Below are 20,942 nucleotides of genomic sequence, written 5' to 3'. Positions count from 1 at the left end.
CATCAAAACGGTACCGTCAACGACTGGTTGGGACGTGCTGCGTTGCCGGGCCCATCGGCTCCGGCGCCCGTTCGACACCCGGGCCTAACGAAATCTGGCTCGCCCTGCCGGCCCAGGGGAGATGGACGAGCGGACTGGTGTCACCAGTACCTCTCCTCCTCCGCCACGTTGAGGGCGTCCGCGCACCTTTCCGCCTCGGCCCGGTCCTCGAAGATCGCTGCGGTCTGATGCCCGTCACGATCGATGTGGGCGAGGTGTCCACTCGTCCCGTGCACGATGTAGAAACCACCCTCCGGATGGTCACGCATGACGTACATGACTGGCCTTCTCCTCACCTGCAAGTGCTCCTCCCGTCACGGTAAGGGGAAGCACGGCAGAGGGCTGGACTTCGGCGCAAGACAACCCTTCCGCCCCGGTCGAGGCACCCGGAAGGTTCGACCTCCGGGAACACGGCAATTCAGCGGTGCTGCACCCACACGTTCGGCTCCGCCAACTCGCCCCGGTCGGTGAGGCGATCGATGGTGAGTGGCGCGAGGGCTCCCGGGACCACGTAGCTTCCGGACGCAGGGAGGGCGAACCCCACCCACTCCTCCCAGTCGGCGACCGAGCCCGTCATCACCATGGAGCGCTCCGCGGCACGCAGCGAACGGGCGCCCATGCGATGGTGAGTCCTCAGCCACGGGTCCAACGGAGCGCCGTCCTCCCGGGTCCAGCTCATGAACTCGGCCATCGGGATCAGGGGATAGCGTGCCTTCGACGTCGGCCGCACCGGGGCGATGAAGCGTGCCAGACCGGCTCGTTCCCCGGCCGACCTGAGCAGTCCGAGCATCTCAGCAGCCAGGCCGCGCCCCTGTAGGTCTTCACGGACCTGAGCCGCGGCAATCACCAACGTGTCAGCTCGACCACCCGCCTCGTGCAGGGCGACCGCCCGCACCAGCGAATCGTCATAACCGCCGGGCAAGTCCTCGGGCGACCCGTTCCAGCGCACGGGGACGCCCCACCCGCCGGCCACGATCTGGTCCTCACCGTCGACCAGGAGGAGGTTGAGATCTCCGAACCACTGCCGGACCCGGTCCATCTGCCGGTCAGCGACGGGGTCGTGGAAGATGAACTCAGGCCAGCCCGCACTGAAGATCTCCTCGGCCTGCCCGTGCAGGTCGGGTCGGTCATCGAAAGCGAAGGTTCGCAGGTCCACAGCGCCGGAGCCTACGCCGCGCCGTCACTCGGCGCTCAGACTTTTCCGGCTCCCGACCGCACGGAAGCGTGCTCCCACCGTCGGGTGTCGCGGGTCTGAGGGGGCTCAGTCCTTCACGTCCGGGGTCGTTTCCTCGGTCACCCAGGACAGGTACGCCGGTGAGCCGTCTTCGACGGGGAGCACGATCCACTCGGGGACCTCGTAGGGGTGGGTGGATGCCACCCATCGCGCGAGTTCGGGTAGGCGTTCGCGGGTCGTCTTGTAGGAGATGCGCCATTCGCGTTCCCGGACCACTTCGTTCTTCCACCGGTAGATGGCGGTGAACGGGGCGTCGATGTGTGCGCATGCGGCGAGGCGGGCGTCGACCGGGCCCCGTGCCAACTCCTCGGCCTTGGTCTCGTCGTCGATGGTGGTCTGCGCGATCACGACGTCCGTTGCCACTGCGGGGCCTCCTCCGTACGGGTCCTGTGACCCTACCCAGCTCCCGTCGTGGCGTAGCGCCCCCGTACCTACGCGGCGGGCGTAGGTGCGGGGCGCGGGCGGCGGACCGCGGTCAGCATCGTCACCGCCGAGCCCCCCACGGCCCACGCGGACAGCACCAGCAGCGGCCCGGTGACCGCATTGCCGTGGAAGTAGGCGATGGAGCGGGACACCCAGGTGCCGGCGCCCGGCGGGAGGGCGGGGCCGATCGCCTGCCAGAACGGGGGGAGCATCGGGAGCGGGAACGCGCCGCCCGCGCTGGGGTTGCCCGCGATCACCACGATCAGGATCGCCAGCCCGATGCCCACGATCCCGGTCAGGCCCTGGAGCGCCAGGGTCGCCGCGCCGACCGCGAAGGTCACCAGTGCGCCGAGCCCCCACAGGGCGACGGTGCTGCCCGGCAGCGCGCCGAGGATCGGGCCGACGATCACCGCGCCCCCGATCCCGCCGGCGAGGGAGGCCAGGGCCAGCGCCCCCAACCGGATCACGGCCCGGGTGGGGTTGGCGGGGCGCGCCCCCGCGCTGATCGCGAGGATCGACGCGCAGAGGTAGCCGCCGACGCACCAACCGACGACCAGGTAGAAGGACGACAGCCCTTCGAAGTCCTCGGGTGAGGCGGGCGCCACGTCCTCGGTGCGCACCGTGCGCCCTTCGGCCCCCACCGCCTCCGTGACCAGCTTGACCAGGGTCGTGGACAGTGCGGCCCCGCCGCCCGAGGCGACCAGCAGGGTGTCCGTCCGGCCCGTCGGGTCGACCAGGAGGGCGCCGTAGACCTCCCGGTCGAGCACCTGGTTCCGGGCCGCCGCGGCGTCCGGCACCGTCCGGGTGTCCAGCGGATCGCCGGGCAGCGCGGCCAACTGCGCCGTGGTGCGGTCGGCCGCCGCTGCGGGAGCTGCGACGGCGAAGGGGACGTCCGTCGGCTTCGGGTGGTGCAGGGCGCCGACGTAGGAGGTGATGAAGAGCAGTTGCAGGGCGACCACGCCGACCACCAACAGGGCCGCGCGCGGGGTCACCGCGCTCTTCAGTTCGTCGACGAAGCGCATGCCCTCACCGTCCGGCCCGGGGGCTGCTTCCGCAGGTGGGACACGGCCGAATGGCGGACCGGGACACGAGCCCCGGAGCGACCCGCACCCACGGGAGTCCACCCCCCTCGCTTATCGTACGCACGTTCGAAAAGTGGTCTATGGTGGGAAGCGGGGGCGCGACCGGCGCGGCGGAGGAACGGAGACGGAAGCGGACAAGCGGAACGAGCACCGGAACACCAGGAGGCGCGGATGCCAGGGTTCACGCATCTGCACACGGCCTCGGGGTTCTCCCGGCGGTACGGTGCCTCCCACCCGGAACGGCTCGCCGAGCGGGCCGCCGAGCGCGGCATGGACGCCCTCGCCCTGACCGACCGGGACACCCTCGCGGGGAGCGTCCGGTTCGCCAAGGCGTGCGAGAAGGCCGGGGTCCGTCCGCTGTTCGGCGTGGAGCTGGCGGTTCAGGGGGCGGGTGCGCGACGCCCGGCCGGGAGCACCCCCGCAGCCGCACCGGAGCCCGTGCCCGCGACGGCATCCGAACGCACGGCGGTATCCGGACGTGCGGCGGGGGCCGGGGCTCCGCGCCGTACCCCGGTCCGGGGCGGAGCGTTCGTCGACGAGTCCGCGCCCCGCGTCACCTTCCTCGCCCGGGACGGCGCCACCGGCTGGGCCGCGCTGTGCCGACTGGTCACCGCCGCGCACGCCACGGACGCCGACCACCCCCTCCTCGGTCGTTCCGCGCTCCCCGCCGAGGGACTGACCGTGCTGCTCGGCCCCGACTCCGACGTGGGGCGCGCCCTCGCCGCCGGGCGCCCCGACCGGGCCGCCCGGCTGCTCGTGCCCTGGCGGGAGCTGTACGGGGACGACCTGCGGCTCGAAGCCGTCTGGCACGGTCGTCGGGGCACCGGCCCCGGTTCGCTGCGGCTGGCCGCCCGTACCGTCGGCTTCGCCGCCGAGCAGCGGGTGCGTCCCGTGTTCAGCAACGCGGTCCGCTACGCCGACCCGGGCGCGGGCCCCCTCGCCGACGTGCTGGACGCGTCCCGGCTGCTGGTGCCCGTCGGCGCCCTGGACGAACCGGACGGCGGCGAGCGCTGGCTCAAGGACGGGACCGCCATGCTGGCCGCCGCCGAGCGGGTGGTGGAGGGCGCCGGGTTCCGTCGCGACACGGCCCACCGGCTCCTGGAGCAGACCCGGGCGACCGCCGACGCGTGCCGGGTCGATCCGGGCGCCGACCTCGGGATGCGCTCGGTCCACTTCCCCGAACCGGAGGTGGTGGGCGCCGGCCGCCGTACCGCGCAGCGGGTGCTCGCCTCCCGGGCGGCGGCGGGCCTGGTCCTGCGCGGCTACGACCGGGGGGCGCGGGCGCGCGCGTACTGGGAGCGGACCCACCACGAGCTGGACATCATCGCCCACCACGGGTTCGCCCCGTACTTCCTCACCGTGGCCCAGGTCGTCGACGACGTGCGCACCCTGGGGGTCCGGGTCGCCGCACGGGGTTCCGGCGCGGGCTCGCTGGTCAACCACCTGTTGGGCATCGCCCACGCCGACCCGGTGGAGCAGGGCCTCCTGATGGAACGCTTCCTGTCGAAGCGGCGGTTCGTCCTCCCGGACATCGACATCGACGTGGAGTCCGCCCGGCGGCTCGACGTCTACCGGGCGATCATCGGCCGCTTCGGCACCGAGCGCGTCGCCACCGTCGCGATGCCCGAGACCTACCGGGTCCGGCACGCCATCCGGGACGTGGGCGCCGCCCTGTCCGTGGACCCCGCCGACATCGACCGGATCGCGAAGGCGTTCCCCCACATCCGGGCCCGTGACGCCCGGGCCGCCCTGGACGAACTGCCGGAGCTGCGGGAACTGGCCCGGGAACTGCGGGCGCGGGCGGAACGGGCGGCGGCCGGTACCGGGTCGGCGACCGGCCCCGGGCCGGGGAGCGGTCCGGCCGGGAAGCCGGGCCCGTACGGCCGGTTCTGGGACCTGGTCGAAGGGCTCGACGCGCTCCCGCGCGGGGTCGCCATGCACCCGTGCGGGGTGCTCCTCTCCGACGCCACCCTGCGCGCCCGCACCCCGGTGGTGCCGACCAGCGGCGAGGGTTTCCCCATGTCCCAGTTCGACAAGGACGACGTGGAGGACCTGGGACTGCTCAAACTGGACGTGCTCGGGGTGCGGATGCAGTCGGCGATGGCGCACGCCGTCGGGGAGGTCGAGCGGGCCACCGGGGTGCGCGTCGACCTGGACGACCCGCAGGTGGTGCGGCCCGGCGACCCGGCGACGTACGAGCTGATCCGCTCCGCCGAGACGCTCGGGTGCTTCCAGATCGAGTCGCCGGGCCAGCGCGATCTCGTGGGGCGGCTCCAGCCCGCGACCTTCCACGACCTGGTGGTCGACATCTCGCTGTTCCGACCGGGTCCGGTGGCCGCCGACATGGTCCGGCCCTTCATCGAGGCCCGGCACGGCAGGGCCCCGGTCCGCTACCCCCACCCCGACCTCGAAGGGACCCTGAAGGAGACGTACGGGGTCGTCGTCTTCCACGAACAGGTCATCGACATCGTGGACGTCATGACCGGCTGCGGGCGCGGCGAGGCCGACCGGGTGCGCCGGGGGCTGTCGGACCCGGAGTCGCAGGGGCGCATCCGCTTCTGGTTCGCGCAGCGCGCGGCGGAACGCGGCTACGCCACCGAAGTGATCGCCCGGACCTGGGAGATCGTCGAGGCGTTCGGCTCGTACGGCTTCTGCAAGGCGCACGCGGTGTCCTTCGCCGTTCCCACCTACCAGTCGGCCTGGCTGAAGGCCCATCACCCGGCCGCCTTCTACGCCGGGTTGCTCACCCACGACCCGGGGATGTACCCGAAACGGCTGCTGCTCGCGGACGCCCGACGGCGCGGGGTGCCCGTGCTGCCGCTGGACGTGAACGCCTCGGCGGTCGCCCACCGCATCGAACTGGTGTCCGGTTCGGGGGAGGGTGTGGAGCGCTGGGGGCTACGGCTCGCCCTGCTCGACGTGCACGGCATCAGCGCGGCCGAGGCCGCGCGGATCGCCGGCGGGCAACCGTACGCCTCCCTCCTCGACTTCTGGGAACGGGCCCGCCCCAGCCGCCCGTTGGCGCGCCGCCTCGCCCAGGTCGGCGCCCTCGACGCGTTCGGCGCGAACCGCCGGGACCTCCAACTCCACCTCACCGAACTCCACCGCGGCGCCCGGGGCGCGTACGGGGAACAACTGCCGCTCGCGGGTGGCCGGAACACGGCCCCCGCCGGGCTGCCCGACCTGGACGACACGGAACGGCTCAGCGCCGAACTGGGCGTGCTGTCGATGGACGCGTCCCGCCACCTGATGGACGACCACCGGTCCTTCCTGGACGAGTTGGGCGTACGGTCCGCACGGCGGTTGCGGTCCGCCCGGCACGGGGAGACGGTCCTCGTCGCGGGCGCCAAGGTGGCCACCCAGACCCCGCCGATCCGCTCCGGCAAGCGGGTCGTCTTCACCACCCTGGACGACGGCACCGGCCTGGTGGACCTCGCCTTCTTCGACGACTCCCACGAGGCGTGCGCGCACACCGTCTTCCACTCCTGGCTGCTCCTGGTCCGGGGCACCGTCCAGCGCCGGGGCCCGCGCAGCCTCAGCGTGGTCGGCTCGGCCGCCTGGAACCTCGCCGACCTGATGGAGGTGCGCGACCGGGACGGCCTCGACGCGGTGGCCCGGCACCTGGCCGCTCCTCCCGTACCCGCACCCGAAGCCGAAACCCTTGCGGGCGAGCGTCGCATCAGGATGTCCACCGGGTACGAGATGCATCCCTGGGCCGATCTGCGCCCGGCGGGCGAGGACGTGACGAAGGGGCCGGGCGGAACGCGGGACCCCGTCAGGAAGTTGTGGCACCAGAGCCCCGGGAGCGCGGGATGAACACGGTCAGGAACCCCCACGGCCCGGGCGTGTTGTACGTACGGTTCCGGCTGCCCGGGTCGGACGCCCGGCGTGGCGCCGCGGCCGGGGTCCCGCTCCCGCCGCTGCTCACCCTGCTCGGCACGGTCAGTCCCGTCGTGGCCGCGGCCCCGCCCGACGCGGCGTACGTCGACCTGCGGGGTGCGGAACGCTACTTCGGCCGGGACGCCGTCCACCTGGCGGCGGTGATCCGGGTCCGGGCGCTGGCCCTGCACGGGGTCGACTGCACGATCGGGGTCGGGCCCGGCCCGATGCTCGCCCGGATGGCCGCCTGCGCCGCCGCCCCGGGCACCACCCGCGCGGTGCCCGGGCACCCGGACGCCGTACGGGAGTTCCTGGCCGGACGGCCGGTCGGCGAACTGCCCGGCGCCGGTGCGGCGACCGTGCGCATCCTGCGCTCCTACGGCCTCGACACCGTCGACCGGGTGGCCGCGGCGCCGCCCGCCACCCTGCAACGGCTCGTCGGTGCCCGCGCCGGGCGCGAACTGCGGGAACGGGCCCACGGCATCGACCGGGGCCGGGTGGTGCCGAACGGGGCGGCCCGCTCGATCGCCGCCGACCGCACCTTCGACCGCGACGAGATCGACCCCGCCCGGCACCGGCGCGCCCTGCTCTCGCTCGCCGGGGAGTTGGGCGCCCGGCTGCGCGCCGAACGGCTGGTGTGCCGCTCGCTGACCCTCACCGTCCGGTACGCGGAACGGACCCGGACCGACTCGGCGGCCCGCCCCGGGACCACGCGCACCCGGGCGCTCCCCGAGCCGACCGCGCACTCGGCGGCGCTCACCGACGCCGCGTACCGGACGTACGGGGCGCTCGGGCTCCAGCGGGCCAGGGTCAGGGGGTTGGCCCTGCGCGCCGAGGGGCTGACGCCCGTGGAGAGCGCCGCGCACCAACTCAGTCTCGACCCCGCCGACGAGCGCATCCGTCGGATCGAGGAGGTCGCGGACCGGGCCCGGGCCAAGTTCGGTCCGCGTGCGGTGCTGCCGGGGACGCTCGCCGCGTGACGTGCGGGGCGGCGCCCGGCGGTCGGACGGGACCGCACCACGCACATCGGGGTGGCGAGCGCCTTGGACCGGGCGCGCGCCACCCCGACGGAGTGCACAACTGTCTTCAGTTGTCTTCAGTTAGTGTCCGGAGCGAGTGGGACCTCCCCCTCGCTCCGGCACATGGCTCCGGGTGGCCGCTTGGTGAGCGGCCACCCGACCCGGTAACCATCCCAACCCCGGAGGTGGCCACCCGGCGCGGCGGTCGTCCCTCAGCGACCGCTGCGGCCGCCGCCCGTCGCCGCACGGCGGCGGGCGGAGGCGAACAGACCGGCGGCGCCGAGGCCGAGCACGGCCGCACCGCCGATCGCGATGTACGGCGTGGTGCTGGTGCCGCCGGTCTCGGCGAGGTTCTCCGTGGAGCCGCCCTGCGCCTTGACGCCGGAGTCCTTCGGGGCGGTGCCCTGGGCGCCGCCGCTCTCCACGGCGGAGACCGAACCCGGGCCGTCGGTGGCCGAGGCGTTGGCGACCGCGCCGCCCTTGGCCTCCTTGCCGCCCTTGCCCTCGGGCGCCATGTCACCGTGACCGTTGTGCTCCACGGTGGACTGGTCGCGCTCCTTCTCGATCAGCTTGTCGCTGGGCGCGGAGGCGACCGGGCCGGCAGCGGCCCCGCCGGAGTTGCCGAACACCACGTCCGAGCAGGTGTAGAACGCCTCGGGGGAGTCCGAACGCTGGTAGATCGAGTAGATCAGGTGACGGCCGGAACGCTGGGGGACGTTCCCGTCGAAGATGAACGAGCCGTTCTCCAGGCGCGGGTTGGTCACCGTGGCGAAGGGCTGCGACTCGAGGTCGGACCACTTCAGGGCCTTGGTGGCGTCGTAACCGACCTTGGTGATGTACAGCTCGATGGAGCCCTTGTGGGGGGCCGTCACCCGGTACTTGAAGGTGTGGTTGCCCGACTTGAACGGCGAGGAGGGCCAGTCGGTCCGCGGGGCGTCGAGCCCGGCGTACTTCGAGCGGTTGGCGCTGCACAGCTTGCCGTCGGGGATGATCTGGCGGTGCGCGCCGGCCGCGTTGGCGATGTTCACCTCGTTCCAGTCGTACAGCGGCTGGGTGCCGGTGGAGGCGACCAGGGCCTTGCAGGCGGCGGTGTCAGGGCTCTCGGGGCCCTCGGCGAAGCATGCGGACACCCGGCTGACCGGGTCGCTCATGGAACCGTGAGCCGCCGCGGGGGAGGCGTTCAGGACGGTGAGAACGAGCGGCGCGACACCGAGTGCGGCGATCGCGGCGGCCGTGCGACGAGCAGTCATGGACGGTCTCCTCAGTCTTCCTCAAGTGGGGGGAGCCCGGGAGGCGTACGGGCGGTGTACGTGACTCCCGGGCAAGAGGAAAGCTAGCCGTTCGATGCCCGGGGAACGGCTGCTTGAGAGCACTCCGGGTGATCTTTATGGCCCTCTTAAGGGGGGCATCGGGCTGCGCTCAGATCGCGTCCTGATACGTCCGAATCCTCACGGCGGTGTGACGTCCGGATGAAGCCGGGATGTCGACGGAAGGCATGGCCGAGGCCCTGCCGCGAGCCGCCGCAGGGCCTTCTGGTGCAGCTCAGGGCCCCGTCGGGGCGGATCGCCCGTCCCGTCGCGCGGGACGGCGGGGAGCCGGCGGCCGGGCCCGCCGGAGATCAGGGACGTGCGCGGCGGGGACGCTCGATCCACTGGTAGCGGCGCTCGGGACGACCCGCGCCGCCGTAGCGCAGGGTCACGTCGACGCGTCCCGTCTCGGCGAAGTACTCCAGGTAGCGCCGGGCGCTGACCCGGGACAGCGACCCCTCCCGGGCGCACTCGGAGGCCGACAGTCCGCCCGGGTGGGCGCGCAGGGTCCGCTCCACCAGGTCCGCGGTGGGCACCGCGAGCCCTTTGGGCAACTGCTCGCGGGACCCCGGCGGGCGGCTGCCGAACAGCTCGTCCACGTCCTCCTGGCGCGCCTGGTCGAGTCCGGCGAGCCGGGCCCGGACCGCGGCCACGTGGCGCAGCTGGTCCTGGAGCGTGCTCCGCTCGAACGGCTTGATCAGGTAGTGCAACGCCCCCGCCCGCAACGCCGCACGGACCGTTCCGGCGTCCCGCGCGGCCGTGATGAACAGGACGTCCACCGGAATCCGCTCCGGGTCGCGCTGCTCGGCCGCCCGGATGCCGCGCAGCACGCCGATGCCGTCCATGTCCGGCAGATACACGTCGAGAAGGACGAGATCGGGCCGAAGGGACTCCACGGAGCGCAACGCCTGCGTACCGTTGTGTGCAACCCCTACTACCGTAAATCCCGCCATTTCGGACACGTACCGGCTGTGCAGCTTCGCGACCATGAAGTCGTCGTCCACTACCAGTACTTTCGTCATCGCCGCAGGTTAAGCGTGTGACCACAAGGACCACAACGTTCGTTGGTTGCGGAAGAGAGACAGCCTCTTAACGCGCAGGCAACATGTGGGCCACCTCACAGATAAAAACGGTGTGAGGTTTTCCCGATCGCCTCTCACGACGAACAGGTGGTGGCACGGTGCGCCTGCGCACTCCTCTAGCCCTGCTCGGGGCAGCGGTACTGGTCCTGGTCGGGCCACCGCTGATCACCACGGGCAGTGACTCCGAAACCGGGACGAAGATCCCGGGACTGCAGTTCATGGTCCCCAACACCCCCGGTGGTGGTTACGACATCACGGCGCGCACCGCGGCGAAGAACGCCGAGGACGCCGGTCTGAGCCACGGCATCGAGGTGTTCAACCTGCCCGGCGCGGGCGGCACCGTCGGCCTCGCCCGACTGGTCAGCGAGCACGGCAACGGCAAGCTCGCCATGTCGATGGGGCTCGGCGTCGTCGGCGCCGTCCGCTCCAACGACGCACCCAAGACCCTCGCCGACGTCACCCCCATCGCCCGGCTCACCGAAGAGCCGGACGTCGTGGTCGTCTCGAAGGACTCCCCCTACAAGACCATCAACGAACTGGTCGACGCCTGGAAGGAGAACCCCGGCAAGCTCCCCGTCGGCGGCGGCTCCTCGCCCGGTGGCCCCGACCACCTCGCCCCGATGCTGATGGCGCGCTCCGCGGGGCTCGCCCCCAAGGACGTCAACTACATCCCCTTCGACGGCGGTGGCGAACTCCTCGCCTCCATCCTCGGCAACAAGGTCGGGTTCGGCGTCTCCGGCGTCGGCGAGTACCTCGACCAGATCAAGTCCGGCGAGCTGCGGCTGCTCGCGGTCACCGGCCCCGAGCGGGTCGACGGCCTCGACGCCCCCACGCTCCGCGAAGCCGGCTACGACATGGACTTCACCAACTGGCGCGGCATCGTCGCCCCGCCCGGACTGTCCGACGCCGAGCGCGACAAGCTCATCGCCCTCATCGAGAAGCTGCACGCCTCCGAGGAGTGGAAGGCGTCCCTCAAGAAGAACGGCTGGCACGACGCGTTCCTCACCGGCGACAAGTTCGGTGACTTCCTCGATGCCCAGGACAAGCGGGTCGTTTCCGTACTGAAGGAGTTGGGACTGTGACGACCATCGAACCCCCCGGCCGTCCTGACCCCGCTCAGGGCTCCGCCACCACCACGCCCGCCGGGCAGGAGCCGGGCCGCCGCTCCTGGCTGCGCGAGCACTCGGAGCTGGGCGTCAGCGTCCTCCTCCTGGCCCTCGGCGGCCTGGTCCTCACCGACGCCCTCACCATGGACGTCGACATCGCCCAGCGCGGGCCCATCGGCCCCAAGACCGTGCCGATCGTGGTCGGCATCGGCCTGCTGGTGATCGCCGTCCTGCTCGCCATAGACGTCCTGCGCGGCGGCCACGGCGAGGCCGAGGGCGGCGAGGACATCGACCTCAGCGAACCCGCCGACTGGCGCACGGTCCTGCTGCTCGGTGGCGTCTTCCTCGCCACCGCGGTCCTCATCGAACCCGTCGGGTTCCCCATCGCGGGTGCCCTGCTCTTCTGGGGGTCGGCCTACGCCCTCGGCAGTCGGCACTTCCACCGCGACCCACTGATCGCCGCGGGGCTCTCGCTCGCCGCCTTCATCATCTTCGACCGCCTGCTCGGCGTCCCACTGCCCGGCGGCCCCCTGATGGGAGTGCTGTGAGATGAACGCCTTCAACTCCCTGATCGACGGGTTCGGCACCGCGCTCACCCCGATCAACCTGCTCTGGGCCGCCATCGGCGTCCTCCTCGGCACCGCCATCGGCGTCCTGCCCGGCATCGGCCCCGCCATGGCCGTCGCCCTGCTCCTCCCCGTCACCTACGGACTCGACCCCACGGGCGCGTTCATCATGTTCGCCGGCATCTACTACGGTGCGATGTTCGGCGGTTCCACCACCTCCATCCTGCTCAACACCCCAGGTGAGAGCGCGGCCGTCGTGGCGGCCATGGAGGGCAACCCGATGGCGAAATCGGGGCGCGGCTCACAAGCCCTCGCGGCAGCGGCCATCGGCCACTTCGCCGGCGGCCTGATCGGCACCACCCTGCTCGTCGCCCTCGCACCCACCGTCGCGGAACTCGCCGTCGACATCGGCGCCCCCGACTACTTCGCCATCATGGTGCTGGCGTTCATCGCCGTCACCTCCGTCCTCGGCTCCTCCCGCATCCGCGGTCTCGCCTCCCTGCTCATCGGTCTCACCATCGGCCTCGTCGGCCTCGACGGCATGACCGGCCAGCAGCGCCTCACCTTCGACAACCTGCACCTCGCCGACGGCATCGACGTGGTCATCGTCGCGGTCGGACTCTTCGCGATCGGCGAGGCCCTGTGGGTCGCCGCCCACCTGCGCCGCGGCTCCACCGAGCCCATCCCCGTCGGCCGCCCCTGGCTCGGCCGCGACGACCTCAAGCGCACCTGGAAGCCCTGGCTGCGCGGTCCGTTCATCGGCTTCCCGTTCGGGGCGATCCCCGCGGGCGGCGCCGAGATCCCGACCTTCCTGTCGTACGTCACCGAGAAGAAGCTGTCCAAGAACAAGAAGGAGTGGGGCAAGGGCGCCATCGAGGGCGTCGCCGGACCGGAGTCGGCGGCCTCGGCCTCCGCCGCCGGAACGCTCGTCTCCATGCTCACCCTCGGCCTGCCCACCACCGCCGTCGCCGCGGTGATGCTCGCCGCCTTCCAGCAGTACGGCATCCAGCCCGGCCCGCTCCTCTTCGAGCGCGAGCCCGACCTCGTGTGGGGCCTGATCGCCTCCCTCTTCGTCGGCATGGTGCTGCTGCTCGCCCTCAACCTGCCGCTCGCCCCGCTGTGGGCGAAGCTGCTGCGCATCCCGCGCCCCTACCTCTACTCCGGCATCCTCTTCTTCGCCGCCCTGGGCGCGTACGCCGTCGGCGGCGAGTCGCTGGACCTGGTCATCCTGCTGATCATCGGCTTCCTCGGCTTCGGAATGCGTCGCTACGGACTGCCGGTGCTCCCGGCGGTGATCGGCGTCATCCTCGGCCCGAACGCCGAGCAGCAGCTGCGCCGGGCGCTCCAGATCAGCGACGGCAGCGTCTCGGGCCTGGTCAACACGCCGTTCTCCGTGACGGTGTACGCGATCATCCTGCTGATCCTCGCCTGGCCGCTGATCGCCAAGCTGATCCGTAGCCGCCGGACCGCCACCGCGGTCCCGGTCGCGGCGAAGACCCCGGTCACCGTCGGCGCCGAGGCGGAGCGTCAGGACGACGCCGAGGCCCCGGCCGGCACGAAGGGCGCCGACACCCCCGGTACCCTCGACGCCACGGACGGCACCGACGGCAGCGACGGCCCCGATGACCCCGGGGAGAAGGGAAGCGGCGTGCGGCCATGACCGAGACACGGCTCCCCCTCCACGAAGCCATCCGCAGGGCGACACCGGTCGACGCGGGCGCGGTGAGGTCCGTGACGGACGCCGCCTACGCCCCCTACGTCGAACGCATCGGTCGACGCCCCGCCCCGATGGACGCCGACCACGCCGCGCAGATCGCCGCCGGTCAGGTCTTCGTGACCGGGGAGCCCGTGCTCGGCCTGGTGGTCCTCGTCCCGTACGAGGACCACCTGCACCTCTACAACATCGCCGTCCACCCGGACTCCCACGGCCTGGGGGTGGGCCGCCGACTGCTCCACTTCGTCGACGCCCACGCCCGTGACCTCGGCCTTCCCGAGGTGCGGCTGCACACCCACGCGCAGATGTGGGAGAACCAGAAGCTCTATCCGCGCTACGGGTACGCGTTCATGGGCCGCCGGCTGGACGGCCACTACGACCGCTACCACTACCGCAAGCGGTTCGGCTGAGACGAAGTGCCCGGCACCGGGTTCCGGTGCCGGGCACTTCTCGTACGCCCCGCGCGGGCGCACCGCACCGGGTCACCCCTCGGGCCACCAGATGCGCTGGACGTCCTTGCGGATCTCCGGACGCTCCCTGGGGAGCTCCTCGCTCTCGTCCCGCCGCCGCCCGCGACGGGTGCTGGTCCTGCTCGGCGACTTCTGCACGGTCACTCGGCGCATGACTGCCTCCTTGGGGACTACCTCTTCCCGCGATCGCGCGGTGCTAGACCCGTTGGGGGAGGGTGACTCACCGGCGCCCCGATGTCAGTGGCCGACGTCACCCCGCCGGGAGCCACTTCCCACGGACCCGGGAGCCGCACCCGGGCCGTCCCGGGCAACGGCCCTCGGGAGCGTCCGCTTGACCTTGACACCGTGACAAGGTCTTCGCTGGAGCCGAGGAGGTGGTCCCGATGACCCCGTCGGCACCGGACACGAACACCATGCGCGCCCTGAGGGCGCTGGAGGACGACCGCCCGTCCGTACGGCTGCGGGCGGCGCTGGCGGTCGGTTCGGCCCCGGACCCGCAGTTCGTCGACACGCTCGTCGAACGGTGCGCGGTCGAACCCGACTTCCCCGTGCGCGACATGCTCACCTGGGCGCTGACCCGGCACCCGGCGGCCACGACGGTCCCCAAGCTGCTCGACGAACTGCGTTCGCCGCGCCCACAGGCCCGGAGCCAGGCGTTGCACACGCTGTCCAAGGTCGGGGACCGGCGGACCTGGCCGTCGATCACCCGGGCGCTGCTGACCGACACCGACGACGAGGTGGCGCGGACCGCCTGGCGGACGGCCGTCGTGCTCGTGCCCGAAGGTGCGGAAACCGCGCTGGCCGTAGTGTTGGCGACACAGCTCGGGCGCGGTGGACGGGAGACGCAGCTGAGCCTCAGCCGGGCGCTGATCGCGCTCGGTGAGGCGATGGTGCCGACCCTGCGCGCCGCGACGACGGACCCCGACCCCCGGGTGCGCGCACACGCACACGCCACGGAACGACTGTTGCGGGACCCGGAAGCCGGGTTCGCGTACGCCATCGAGGAGGCGAAGCGCGTCGTCGCCCTGGGCCCGACCAGCCAGGAGGGGTGAGCGGCCGTGTTGATCGGTGAGGTGGCCCGACGGTCCGGGGTCAGCGCCCGCATGCTGAGGCACTACGACGCACTCGGCCTGGTGCGACCGACGGGGCGCACCGGAGCCGGCTACCGGGAGTACTCCGCCGAGGACGTCCGGCGGATCTTCCACATCGAGAGCCTGCGGTCACTGGGACTGTCGCTGAAGGAGGTCGCCCGGGCGCTGGACGATCCCGCGTTCACGCCCGCGGACCTCGTCGCCGACCTGGTCCGCCGGACCCGGGAACGCATCGCCGACGAGACGGAGCTGCTCACCCGGCTCCGCCGCATCGACGCCGCGGAACCCGCCGCCTGGGAGGACGTGCTCCAGACCGTCGCCCTGCTCCAGGCACTGGGCTCGAAGAGCGCGGGCAAGCGTCAGCGCGCGGCCCTGTCCGCCACCGAGGAGGTTCCGGCGCCGGTGGAACCCCTCGTGGAGGCGGTGCTGAGCGAACCGGACCCGAACGTCGCCGGGGCCCTCCGCTGGGCCCTGGCGCGCTCGGCCGGCGACGGAGTCGAGCCCCTGTTGGCGCAGGGGCTGGACTCCTCGACGGCGCAGGTGCGCGAGCGCGCGGTCCGCTCGCTCGCCGAGATCCCGGACGACGGGGCGACGGCCCTGCTGCGGGACGCCCTCGCCCACCGGGACCCCGTGGTCCGCAGGTACGCGGCACTGGCCCTCGGGGCACGCGGCGTGACCGAGGCGGTGCCGACGCTCCTCGACCTGGTCGTCGGGGAGGTGAACGACGTGGACGCGGCCGACGCGCTGAGTGCGCTGGCGAGCCGTCCCGGGTGGGCGGACCGCATCGCCACCGGGCTCGTCGACCGGCTCGCCCACGGCACCGCCGAGCCCGCCGTACGACGACGGCTGGCCCAGGCGCTCGCCGACATCCCGGGCACCACCGCGGCACGCGCCCTCGCCGACCTGTCGCACGACGAGGACCGGGCCGTCGCGCTCACCGCGGCGTACGTCCTCGGCCTGCGCGACCCGCGGTGACCGGCCCTACCGGAACAGGGCGGTGAACCCGTCGGAGTCCTCCCGGGCGAGGCGTTCCAACTCGTCCAGGGCGTTCACCGCCCGCTCCGCCGCCGGGGGGTCGGTCGCCGCCAGCCCGCTGGCCGCGAACTCGTCCTCGTCCAGCCTCAGGACGGCCGAGCGGTCGGCGCCGACCCACAGGTCCAGATCCAGGTCGGTCACCACGATCTCGTCGGGGGAGACCACGGCGGGCCGGGTCACATCGCAGTACCAGCCCTTCAGGACGCCCGCCCCGGTGCGCACCTCCTTCACGGCGTACCACCGGGTGCGCCAGTAGTGCTCGGTGAACACGTCGCCGGGCTCGAAGCGGACGAAGCCGAAGTCGCGCACGCCCGCACCCGCCCAGGGGGCCCGCACGCTCACCCGGTCCCCGTCGTCGGCGAGCCGCCGGGCGGGGTAGCGGATCTTGGTGCGGCCGTTCTTCACCAGCACGACCTCGACGGTCGCCGCACCGCCGTGGGCCTCAGCCGAGGTCGCGGACATGACGCACCTCCGTGGCGCAGACCGCGTAGCCGAACCACGTGTTGACCGCGAGCATCGGGGCGTTGTCGGTGTCGTTGCCGGTGAACGCCTCGGTGAACCCGGCCGCCCGCGCCCGGTGCAGGGAGTCGTTCTTGACCGCCTTGGCGAGGCCCCGGCCCCGGTGCGCGCGCACGGTGCCGGTCATGGCCGTGACGTAGCGGCCGTTCCCGTCGGTACGGGCGGCGGTGAAGGCGACCGGACGCCCGTCCACGACGGCGATCGTGGTCAGCTTCCGGTCCGTCAGGGGGTGGTGCCAGGTGTCCCGGAGCCACTGTTCGTAGTCGGAGAAGTGTGCGCCGACGTCGCCGGGTTCGTCCTCCGTGCACTCTGCGTCCAGCACGAACACCGGGCGCGGATCGTCCTCGAAGTCGGCCGCCGTGCGCAGTTCCACCCCGTCGGGCGCGGGGAGGCGGGGCGGGAGCGCGGCGAGGTCCAGCCGGAGGAAGTGCGCGCTGCGGCGGGGACGGTAGCCGCGCCGCTCGGCGAAGGCGCGGTTCTCCGGCTCGTCCAGGACCCAGGTGTACACCGCCGTCGCCCCGACCCGGGCGAGTTGCTCCTCGGCGGCCCGCACCAGCAGCGTTCCGGCGCCCCGGCCGCGTCGCTCCGGGTGGACGTAGACGTTCGCGAAGCCCTGCCCCGGGGTCGGGCTCTCATGGGCGACGCCCACCTGGACCGTGCCGATGACCTCCCCCTGCTGCTCGGCGACCAACGGGTGGTAGTGCGCGTCCGGGTGGGCCTGGCTGACGTCGAAGGCCACGGACTCGGCCGTGGCCAGGAGGAAGGGGACGGCTGCCTGCCGGACCCGCGCGAACTGCTCGGCGTCCTCGGGCCGGAACGGGCGTACGACGATGCTCATGCCCCCACGCTAGGTTCGCAGCGCCGTGCCGCGCCCCTCATTTTCCCGCCCGCGGGCCGGCCCCGACGGCAAGGACGGCGAGGGCGGTTCCGGGCCACGCGGCTCCGGGCCACGCGGGCCGGGGCCACGCCGACCGGGCGTGCCGGCCCCGGGGAGGGCCCGTTGCGGGAGAATCACCGGGTGACGTTGACGATCGTGATCGACCCGGCCGGGGGCACGGCCCCCTTCGAACAGCTCCGCGCGCAGATCGCGGACCAGACGAGGTCCGGCCGCCTGCCGACCGGATACAAGCTGCCGACCGTCCGCGGCCTGGCCCAGGAGCTGGGACTCGCCGTGAACACGGTGGCCAAGGCGTACCGGGCCCTGGAGTCCGACGGGGTCATCGAGACCCGTGGCCGCCTCGGTTCCTTCATCGCCGCGGCGGGCGACGCCGCCACCCGGGAGACGGCGACCGCCGCCCGGACGTACGCGGACCGGGCGCTGCGGCTGGGCGTCCCCGAGTCCGAGGCCCTGCGCGCCGTCCGGGAGGCGCTCCGCGCGGTCTACGGGCGCTGACCGCCGCGCCCGGTCAGCGGTGGAGGTCGATGAGTCGGGCGAGGTGGCGCCCCGCCACCTCCAGCGGGGTCGTGCTCCGTTCCACCTGGGCCGCCAACTCCGCCCCCTCCAGGGTGCTGATCACGGTGTACGCCAGTTCCGCGGCCACGTCCTCGGCGAACCCGGCCGCCCGCAGCCGGGCGGCGACCAGCTCGCGCCAGCGGGCGAACGCACGGGCCGCCGCCTCCTGGATGTCGGGAGCCCGGCCGGCGGTCCCCAGGGCGGTGGAGGTGACCGGGCACCCGTCCACCCAGTCGGAGTCCCGCAGCCCGACGGCGAGGTGGTCCGCACAGGCGACGACGGCCGCGGCGGGGTCGGCCTCCGCGGCCAGCCAGTGCTCCAGGCTGTGGGCGAACTCCTGCTCGCCGTGGCCGATCGCGGCGACCGCCAGCTCCTGCTTCCCGCCGGGGAAGAAGTGGTACACGGAGCCGAGGGTGGCCGACGCCTCCAGGGAGATCTGTTTGATCCCCGTGCCGTCGTAGCCCTGTCGTTGCATCAGGTGTGAGGCCGCCCGGACGATCCGCTCCCGGGTGCCGAGTGCCGTGCCCGGCTTCACCGGGGGAGCGTCCCCCGCGGCCGTCTTCGTCGCCTTCGCACCAGTCGTCTTCACCCGACGAGTGTACCGAGTGGAACGTTCGCTTTAGAGGCTGCTATCGTCTTCTCTAGATAGAGCGCTCGTTCTAGAGTGCTCGTCCGCTCGATTCAGTTGCGCCACCCGCACCCGGCACGCGCCGGTGGAAAGGACACGGACATGGGCAAGCAGGCAGTCACCCTCATCGGACTGGGCCCGATGGGGCAGGCCATGGGCAGGGCGTTCCTGGCCGAGGGCCACCCGCTGACGGTGTGGAACCGCAGCTCGGGCAAGGCCGACGAGCTGGTGGCCCGGGGCGCGGTCCTCGCGGGCGGCGTCGAGGAGGCGCTCACGGCGAACGAACTCGTCGTCCTGAGCCTCACGGACTACGAAGCGGTGTACGCGATCCTGGGCCGGGCGGAGTCCGCGCTCGCCGGGCGGGTGATCGTCAACCTCAGCTCGGACACCCCGGAGCGGGCGGGGGAGGCCGCCGCCTGGGTCGCGGAGCGCGGCGGCGTCCAGCTGACGGGCGGTGTCCGGGTGCCGCCCTCGGGTGTCGGGCAGCCGGGGGCGTCCACCTTCTACAGCGGTCCGCGCGAGGTGTTCGAGCGGCACCGCGCCACCTTGGAGGTGCTGACCGGCACCGACTTCCTGGGTGAGGACCCGGGGCGGGCGGCGCTGTTCTACCAGCTCCAGATGGACGTCTTCTGGACGACGATGCTCAGCTGGCTGCACGCGGTCGCGGTCGCCGAGGCCCACGGCGTCACGGCCGAGGAACTGCTGCCGATCGCCCGGGACGCGGCGGACGTCGGTCAGTTCCTGGAGTTCTACACCCCCCGGATCGACCGGGGTGAGCACCCGGGGGACGTCGACCGGCTCGCGATGGGCGTCGCCAGCATCGGGCACGTGGTGCGGACCACCCGGGACGCCGGTCTCGACAGCACCCTGCCGGCCGCGGTGCACGGGATGTTCGAGCGGGGGCTGGCGGCGGGCCGCGGCGCCGACAGCTTCACCAGTCTGGTGGAGGTGTTCAAGAAGAAGGCGCAGGCGTGAGCCCGTCGGTCCGGGGCGCAGGTGCCGCCCCGGACCGCCCGACCGCCCGGTCCCACCGGATTCCCGTCCCCCACCGGTCGTCCCCCGGGAGGGCGGCTACAGGTACAGCCCGGCGTCCGCGCCGGGGCGCTGGCCGGGTACCTCGGTCGGGCCGCCGCCCCGGCGCAGGGCGAACAGCTCCGCCAGGGTGGCCCCGTCCCGGTCGACGCCCTCCTCGGTGCCGAGCCACTCGACGGCCTCCGGGCGGGTCAGTGGACCGACCTCGATCCGGGCGAGGCACCGCCCCGGACGCACCACGGCGGGGTGCAGCCGTTCCAGGTCCTCGTTGGTGGTGATCCCGACGAGGACGTTGCGGCCCTGACCGAGGAGGCCGTCCGTCAGGTTCAGCAGCCGGGACAGCGCCTGGCCCGCCGAGTCCTTGGCCCCGCCCCGGATCAGCTCGTCGCAGTCCTCCAGCAGCAGCAACCGCCAGCGGCCCTTCGCCGTGCCCTCGTCCTCGCCGATCGCGATGTCCATCAGATAGCCGACGTCGGTGAACAGCCGCTCCGGGTCGAGCACGCAGTCCACCTGGCACCACTCCCGCCAGGACCGGGCGAGCGTGCGCAGCGCCGAGGTCTTGCCGGTGCCCGGCGGCCCGTGCAGCAGGAGCAGCCGCCCCGTGATGTCCTCGGCGGTCAGCTTCATCAGCCCGTCCATGGCATCGGCCACCGGGGCGGTGTAGTTGGCCCGGGCCTCGGCCCAGGTCAGGGCCGAGATCTGACGGGTGGTGCGGTGCGGACCCCGGCGCGGGGACACGTACCAGAACCCCATGGACACGGTCTCCGGCTGCGGCTCCGGTTCGTCGGTCGCCCCCTCGGTCGCCAGGCTCAGCACGTGGTCGGCCAGTTCGGCGCTGGTCGCCGTCACCGACACGTCGGCACCCTGCCGCCAACGGCTGGCCAGCAGCGTCCAGCCGTCGCCCACCGCGAGGGTGTTGCTCCGGTTGTCGTCGCCGCGGGTGGCGCGCACCACCGTCGCGCCCGGCGGCATGAGCGGTGCACCGGGGCGCACCCGCTCGATCCCCGTACGGCGGGCATGGGGTTGCTCGCCGGTCGTGAACCGCCCCAGGAACAGGGCGTCCACCACGTCCGACGGGCTGTCCTCGTCGTTCAGGGTCAGCTGGACGGGCAGCGTGGCGAACGCGTCCCGGGGCGTGACGGCGGGCGCGGCCACGGGCGCCGCCGCGGGCACACCGGGGGTCGCGGCCTCGGGAACGGTCGGTGGGTCGTCGTGGGGCGGCTGCGTCAGAGTGTCCTCCGGTCGCACAGGCTTGGCAGACAT

At 73.0% G+C, this 20,942-nt stretch carries 20 protein-coding genes and 1 pseudogene; 10 read left to right on the top strand and 11 right to left on the bottom strand.

Annotated elements, in window-relative coordinates; translation table 11 throughout:
- Window positions 1–140 precede the first annotated feature (140 nt).
- The 4 genes from ACFYOU_RS26840 to ACFYOU_RS26825 all read right to left on the bottom strand — a co-directional run bounded on the left by ACFYOU_RS26840 (window position 141) and on the right by ACFYOU_RS26825 (window position 2,718).
- Window positions 141–317, bottom strand: a complete 177-nt coding sequence (locus ACFYOU_RS26840; protein WP_387006357.1) for a hypothetical protein — start codon at window positions 315–317, stop codon at window positions 141–143.
- A 140-nt stretch (window positions 318–457) separates the two neighbouring features.
- On the bottom strand, window positions 458–1,195 hold the full coding sequence (locus ACFYOU_RS26835; protein WP_391309075.1) for a hypothetical protein: 738 nt from the start codon (window positions 1,193–1,195) through the stop codon (window positions 458–460).
- Window positions 1,196–1,300: 105 nt separating this feature from the next.
- Window positions 1,301–1,636, bottom strand: coding sequence for a divalent cation tolerance protein CutA (gene cutA / locus ACFYOU_RS26830; protein ID WP_391309073.1), 336 nt, complete (start codon window positions 1,634–1,636; stop codon window positions 1,301–1,303).
- A 68-nt stretch (window positions 1,637–1,704) separates the two neighbouring features.
- Window positions 1,705–2,718, bottom strand: a complete 1,014-nt coding sequence (locus ACFYOU_RS26825; protein WP_391309072.1) for a DUF3533 domain-containing protein — start codon at window positions 2,716–2,718, stop codon at window positions 1,705–1,707.
- A 231-nt stretch (window positions 2,719–2,949) separates the two neighbouring features.
- On the opposite strand from ACFYOU_RS26825, the gene ACFYOU_RS26820 reads away from it, so the two are divergent.
- On the top strand, window positions 2,950–6,594 hold the full coding sequence (locus ACFYOU_RS26820; RefSeq protein WP_391309070.1) for a DNA polymerase III subunit alpha: 3,645 nt from the start codon (window positions 2,950–2,952) through the stop codon (window positions 6,592–6,594).
- On the top strand, window positions 6,591–7,637 hold the full coding sequence (locus ACFYOU_RS26815) for a hypothetical protein (RefSeq protein ID WP_391309068.1): 1,047 nt from the start codon (window positions 6,591–6,593) through the stop codon (window positions 7,635–7,637). Before ACFYOU_RS26820 ends, ACFYOU_RS26815 begins: the two co-directional genes overlap by 4 nt.
- 251 nt (window positions 7,638–7,888) lie before the next feature.
- Here ACFYOU_RS26815 and ACFYOU_RS26810 read toward each other — a convergent pair whose 3' ends face one another.
- Both ACFYOU_RS26810 and ACFYOU_RS26805 read right to left on the bottom strand, forming a co-directional pair.
- The gene (locus tag ACFYOU_RS26810; RefSeq protein WP_389771533.1) at window positions 7,889–8,926 is read right to left on the bottom strand and encodes a lytic polysaccharide monooxygenase; all 1,038 of its coding nucleotides are present in this window, start codon (window positions 8,924–8,926) and stop codon (window positions 7,889–7,891) included.
- A 368-nt stretch (window positions 8,927–9,294) separates the two neighbouring features.
- Window positions 9,295–10,005 (bottom strand): response regulator, encoded by a 711-nt coding sequence (locus tag ACFYOU_RS26805; protein ID WP_385495176.1) that lies wholly within the window; start codon window positions 10,003–10,005, stop codon window positions 9,295–9,297.
- 158 nt (window positions 10,006–10,163) lie between these two features.
- Here ACFYOU_RS26805 and ACFYOU_RS26800 point away from each other — a divergent pair, with 158 nt between their 5' ends.
- The 4 genes and pseudogenes from ACFYOU_RS26800 (at window position 10,164) to ACFYOU_RS26785 (ending at window position 13,861) form a co-directional block, all read left to right on the top strand.
- Window positions 10,164–11,147, top strand: a complete 984-nt coding sequence (locus ACFYOU_RS26800) for a tripartite tricarboxylate transporter substrate-binding protein (protein ID WP_391309067.1) — start codon at window positions 10,164–10,166, stop codon at window positions 11,145–11,147.
- Window positions 11,144–11,719: a tripartite tricarboxylate transporter TctB family protein gene (locus ACFYOU_RS26795; RefSeq protein ID WP_391309065.1), complete on the top strand. Its 576-nt coding sequence runs from the start codon at window positions 11,144–11,146 to the stop codon at window positions 11,717–11,719. The genes ACFYOU_RS26800 and ACFYOU_RS26795 overlap by 4 nt, the downstream gene beginning before the upstream one ends.
- A gap of 1 nt (window position 11,720) precedes the next feature.
- Window positions 11,721–13,205: pseudogene (locus tag ACFYOU_RS26790) on the top strand (tripartite tricarboxylate transporter permease); the annotation flags it as partial.
- 188 nt (window positions 13,206–13,393) lie between these two features.
- Window positions 13,394–13,861 carry a GNAT family N-acetyltransferase gene (locus ACFYOU_RS26785; protein ID WP_391309063.1) on the top strand — a complete coding sequence of 156 codons (468 nt, stop codon included), beginning with the start codon at window positions 13,394–13,396 and terminating at the stop codon, window positions 13,859–13,861.
- A 72-nt stretch (window positions 13,862–13,933) separates the two neighbouring features.
- Here the strand turns inward: ACFYOU_RS26785 and ACFYOU_RS26780 are convergent, their stop codons facing one another.
- Complete coding sequence (locus ACFYOU_RS26780; RefSeq protein WP_385495171.1) at window positions 13,934–14,074, bottom strand: hypothetical protein; 141 nt, start codon at window positions 14,072–14,074, stop codon at window positions 13,934–13,936.
- A 230-nt stretch (window positions 14,075–14,304) separates the two neighbouring features.
- On the opposite strand from ACFYOU_RS26780, the gene ACFYOU_RS26775 reads away from it, so the two are divergent.
- Complete coding sequence (locus ACFYOU_RS26775) at window positions 14,305–14,973, top strand: HEAT repeat domain-containing protein (RefSeq protein WP_391309060.1); 669 nt, start codon at window positions 14,305–14,307, stop codon at window positions 14,971–14,973.
- 6 nt (window positions 14,974–14,979) lie between these two features.
- Entirely contained in the window at window positions 14,980–15,987 is a 1,008-nt protein-coding gene (locus ACFYOU_RS26770) for a HEAT repeat domain-containing protein (protein ID WP_391309059.1), read from the top strand.
- A 6-nt stretch (window positions 15,988–15,993) separates the two neighbouring features.
- Here the strand turns inward: ACFYOU_RS26770 and ACFYOU_RS26765 are convergent, their stop codons facing one another.
- Together ACFYOU_RS26765 and ACFYOU_RS26760 are read right to left on the bottom strand one after the other, a co-directional pair.
- Window positions 15,994–16,509 carry a DUF402 domain-containing protein gene (locus tag ACFYOU_RS26765; RefSeq protein ID WP_391309057.1) on the bottom strand — a complete coding sequence of 172 codons (516 nt, stop codon included), beginning with the start codon at window positions 16,507–16,509 and terminating at the stop codon, window positions 15,994–15,996.
- Entirely contained in the window at window positions 16,490–17,404 is a 915-nt protein-coding gene (locus ACFYOU_RS26760) for a GNAT family N-acetyltransferase (RefSeq protein WP_391309055.1), read from the bottom strand. The genes ACFYOU_RS26765 and ACFYOU_RS26760 overlap by 20 nt, the downstream gene beginning before the upstream one ends.
- Before the next feature lie 180 nt (window positions 17,405–17,584).
- Between ACFYOU_RS26760 and ACFYOU_RS26755 the strand changes: the two genes are divergently transcribed.
- Window positions 17,585–17,959 (top strand): GntR family transcriptional regulator, encoded by a 375-nt coding sequence (locus tag ACFYOU_RS26755; RefSeq protein ID WP_391309054.1) that lies wholly within the window; start codon window positions 17,585–17,587, stop codon window positions 17,957–17,959.
- Window positions 17,960–17,972: 13 nt separating this feature from the next.
- Here the strand turns inward: ACFYOU_RS26755 and ACFYOU_RS26750 are convergent, their stop codons facing one another.
- A complete protein-coding gene (locus ACFYOU_RS26750; RefSeq protein WP_391309154.1) occupies window positions 17,973–18,554 on the bottom strand; it encodes a TetR family transcriptional regulator C-terminal domain-containing protein in 582 nt (193 codons plus the stop codon).
- A 195-nt stretch (window positions 18,555–18,749) separates the two neighbouring features.
- Here ACFYOU_RS26750 and ACFYOU_RS26745 point away from each other — a divergent pair, with 195 nt between their 5' ends.
- Window positions 18,750–19,622: an NAD(P)-binding domain-containing protein gene (locus ACFYOU_RS26745; protein ID WP_391309052.1), complete on the top strand. Its 873-nt coding sequence runs from the start codon at window positions 18,750–18,752 to the stop codon at window positions 19,620–19,622.
- A gap of 96 nt (window positions 19,623–19,718) precedes the next feature.
- Here the strand turns inward: ACFYOU_RS26745 and ACFYOU_RS26740 are convergent, their stop codons facing one another.
- The gene (locus ACFYOU_RS26740) at window positions 19,719–20,942 is read right to left on the bottom strand and encodes a DUF5925 domain-containing protein (protein ID WP_391309051.1); all 1,224 of its coding nucleotides are present in this window, start codon (window positions 20,940–20,942) and stop codon (window positions 19,719–19,721) included.

This window comes from Streptomyces sp. NPDC005955 (assembly GCF_042871255.1).
Classification (GTDB): Bacteria; Actinomycetota; Actinomycetes; order Streptomycetales; family Streptomycetaceae; genus Streptomyces.
Note: the sequence above shows the minus strand (reverse complement) of the source record. Positions and strands in the feature narration are given on the sequence as shown.

Bases quoted from the DNA above. Each gene is read 5' to 3' on its own strand.
- ACFYOU_RS26810 (WP_389771533.1), bottom strand. From the start codon at position 8,926: ATGACTGCTCGTCGCACGGCCGCCGCGATCGCCGCACTCGGTGTCGCG.
- ACFYOU_RS26840 (WP_387006357.1), bottom strand. From the start codon at position 317: ATGTACGTCATGCGTGACCATCCGGAGGGTGGTTTCTACATCGTGCAC.
- ACFYOU_RS26785 (WP_391309063.1), top strand. From the start codon at position 13,394: ATGACCGAGACACGGCTCCCCCTCCACGAAGCCATCCGCAGGGCGACA.
- ACFYOU_RS26820 (WP_391309070.1), top strand. From the start codon at position 2,950: ATGCCAGGGTTCACGCATCTGCACACGGCCTCGGGGTTCTCCCGGCGG.
- ACFYOU_RS26740 (WP_391309051.1), bottom strand. From the start codon at position 20,942: ATGTCTGCCAAGCCTGTGCGACCGGAGGACACTCTGACGCAGCCGCCC.
- ACFYOU_RS26825 (WP_391309072.1), bottom strand. From the start codon at position 2,718: ATGCGCTTCGTCGACGAACTGAAGAGCGCGGTGACCCCGCGCGCGGCC.
- ACFYOU_RS26765 (WP_391309057.1), bottom strand. From the start codon at position 16,509: ATGTCCGCGACCTCGGCTGAGGCCCACGGCGGTGCGGCGACCGTCGAG.
- ACFYOU_RS26815 (WP_391309068.1), top strand. From the start codon at position 6,591: ATGAACACGGTCAGGAACCCCCACGGCCCGGGCGTGTTGTACGTACGG.
- ACFYOU_RS26805 (WP_385495176.1), bottom strand. From the start codon at position 10,005: ATGACGAAAGTACTGGTAGTGGACGACGACTTCATGGTCGCGAAGCTG.
- ACFYOU_RS26775 (WP_391309060.1), top strand. From the start codon at position 14,305: ATGACCCCGTCGGCACCGGACACGAACACCATGCGCGCCCTGAGGGCG.
- ACFYOU_RS26745 (WP_391309052.1), top strand. From the start codon at position 18,750: ATGGGCAAGCAGGCAGTCACCCTCATCGGACTGGGCCCGATGGGGCAG.
- ACFYOU_RS26780 (WP_385495171.1), bottom strand. From the start codon at position 14,074: ATGCGCCGAGTGACCGTGCAGAAGTCGCCGAGCAGGACCAGCACCCGT.
- ACFYOU_RS26760 (WP_391309055.1), bottom strand. From the start codon at position 17,404: ATGAGCATCGTCGTACGCCCGTTCCGGCCCGAGGACGCCGAGCAGTTC.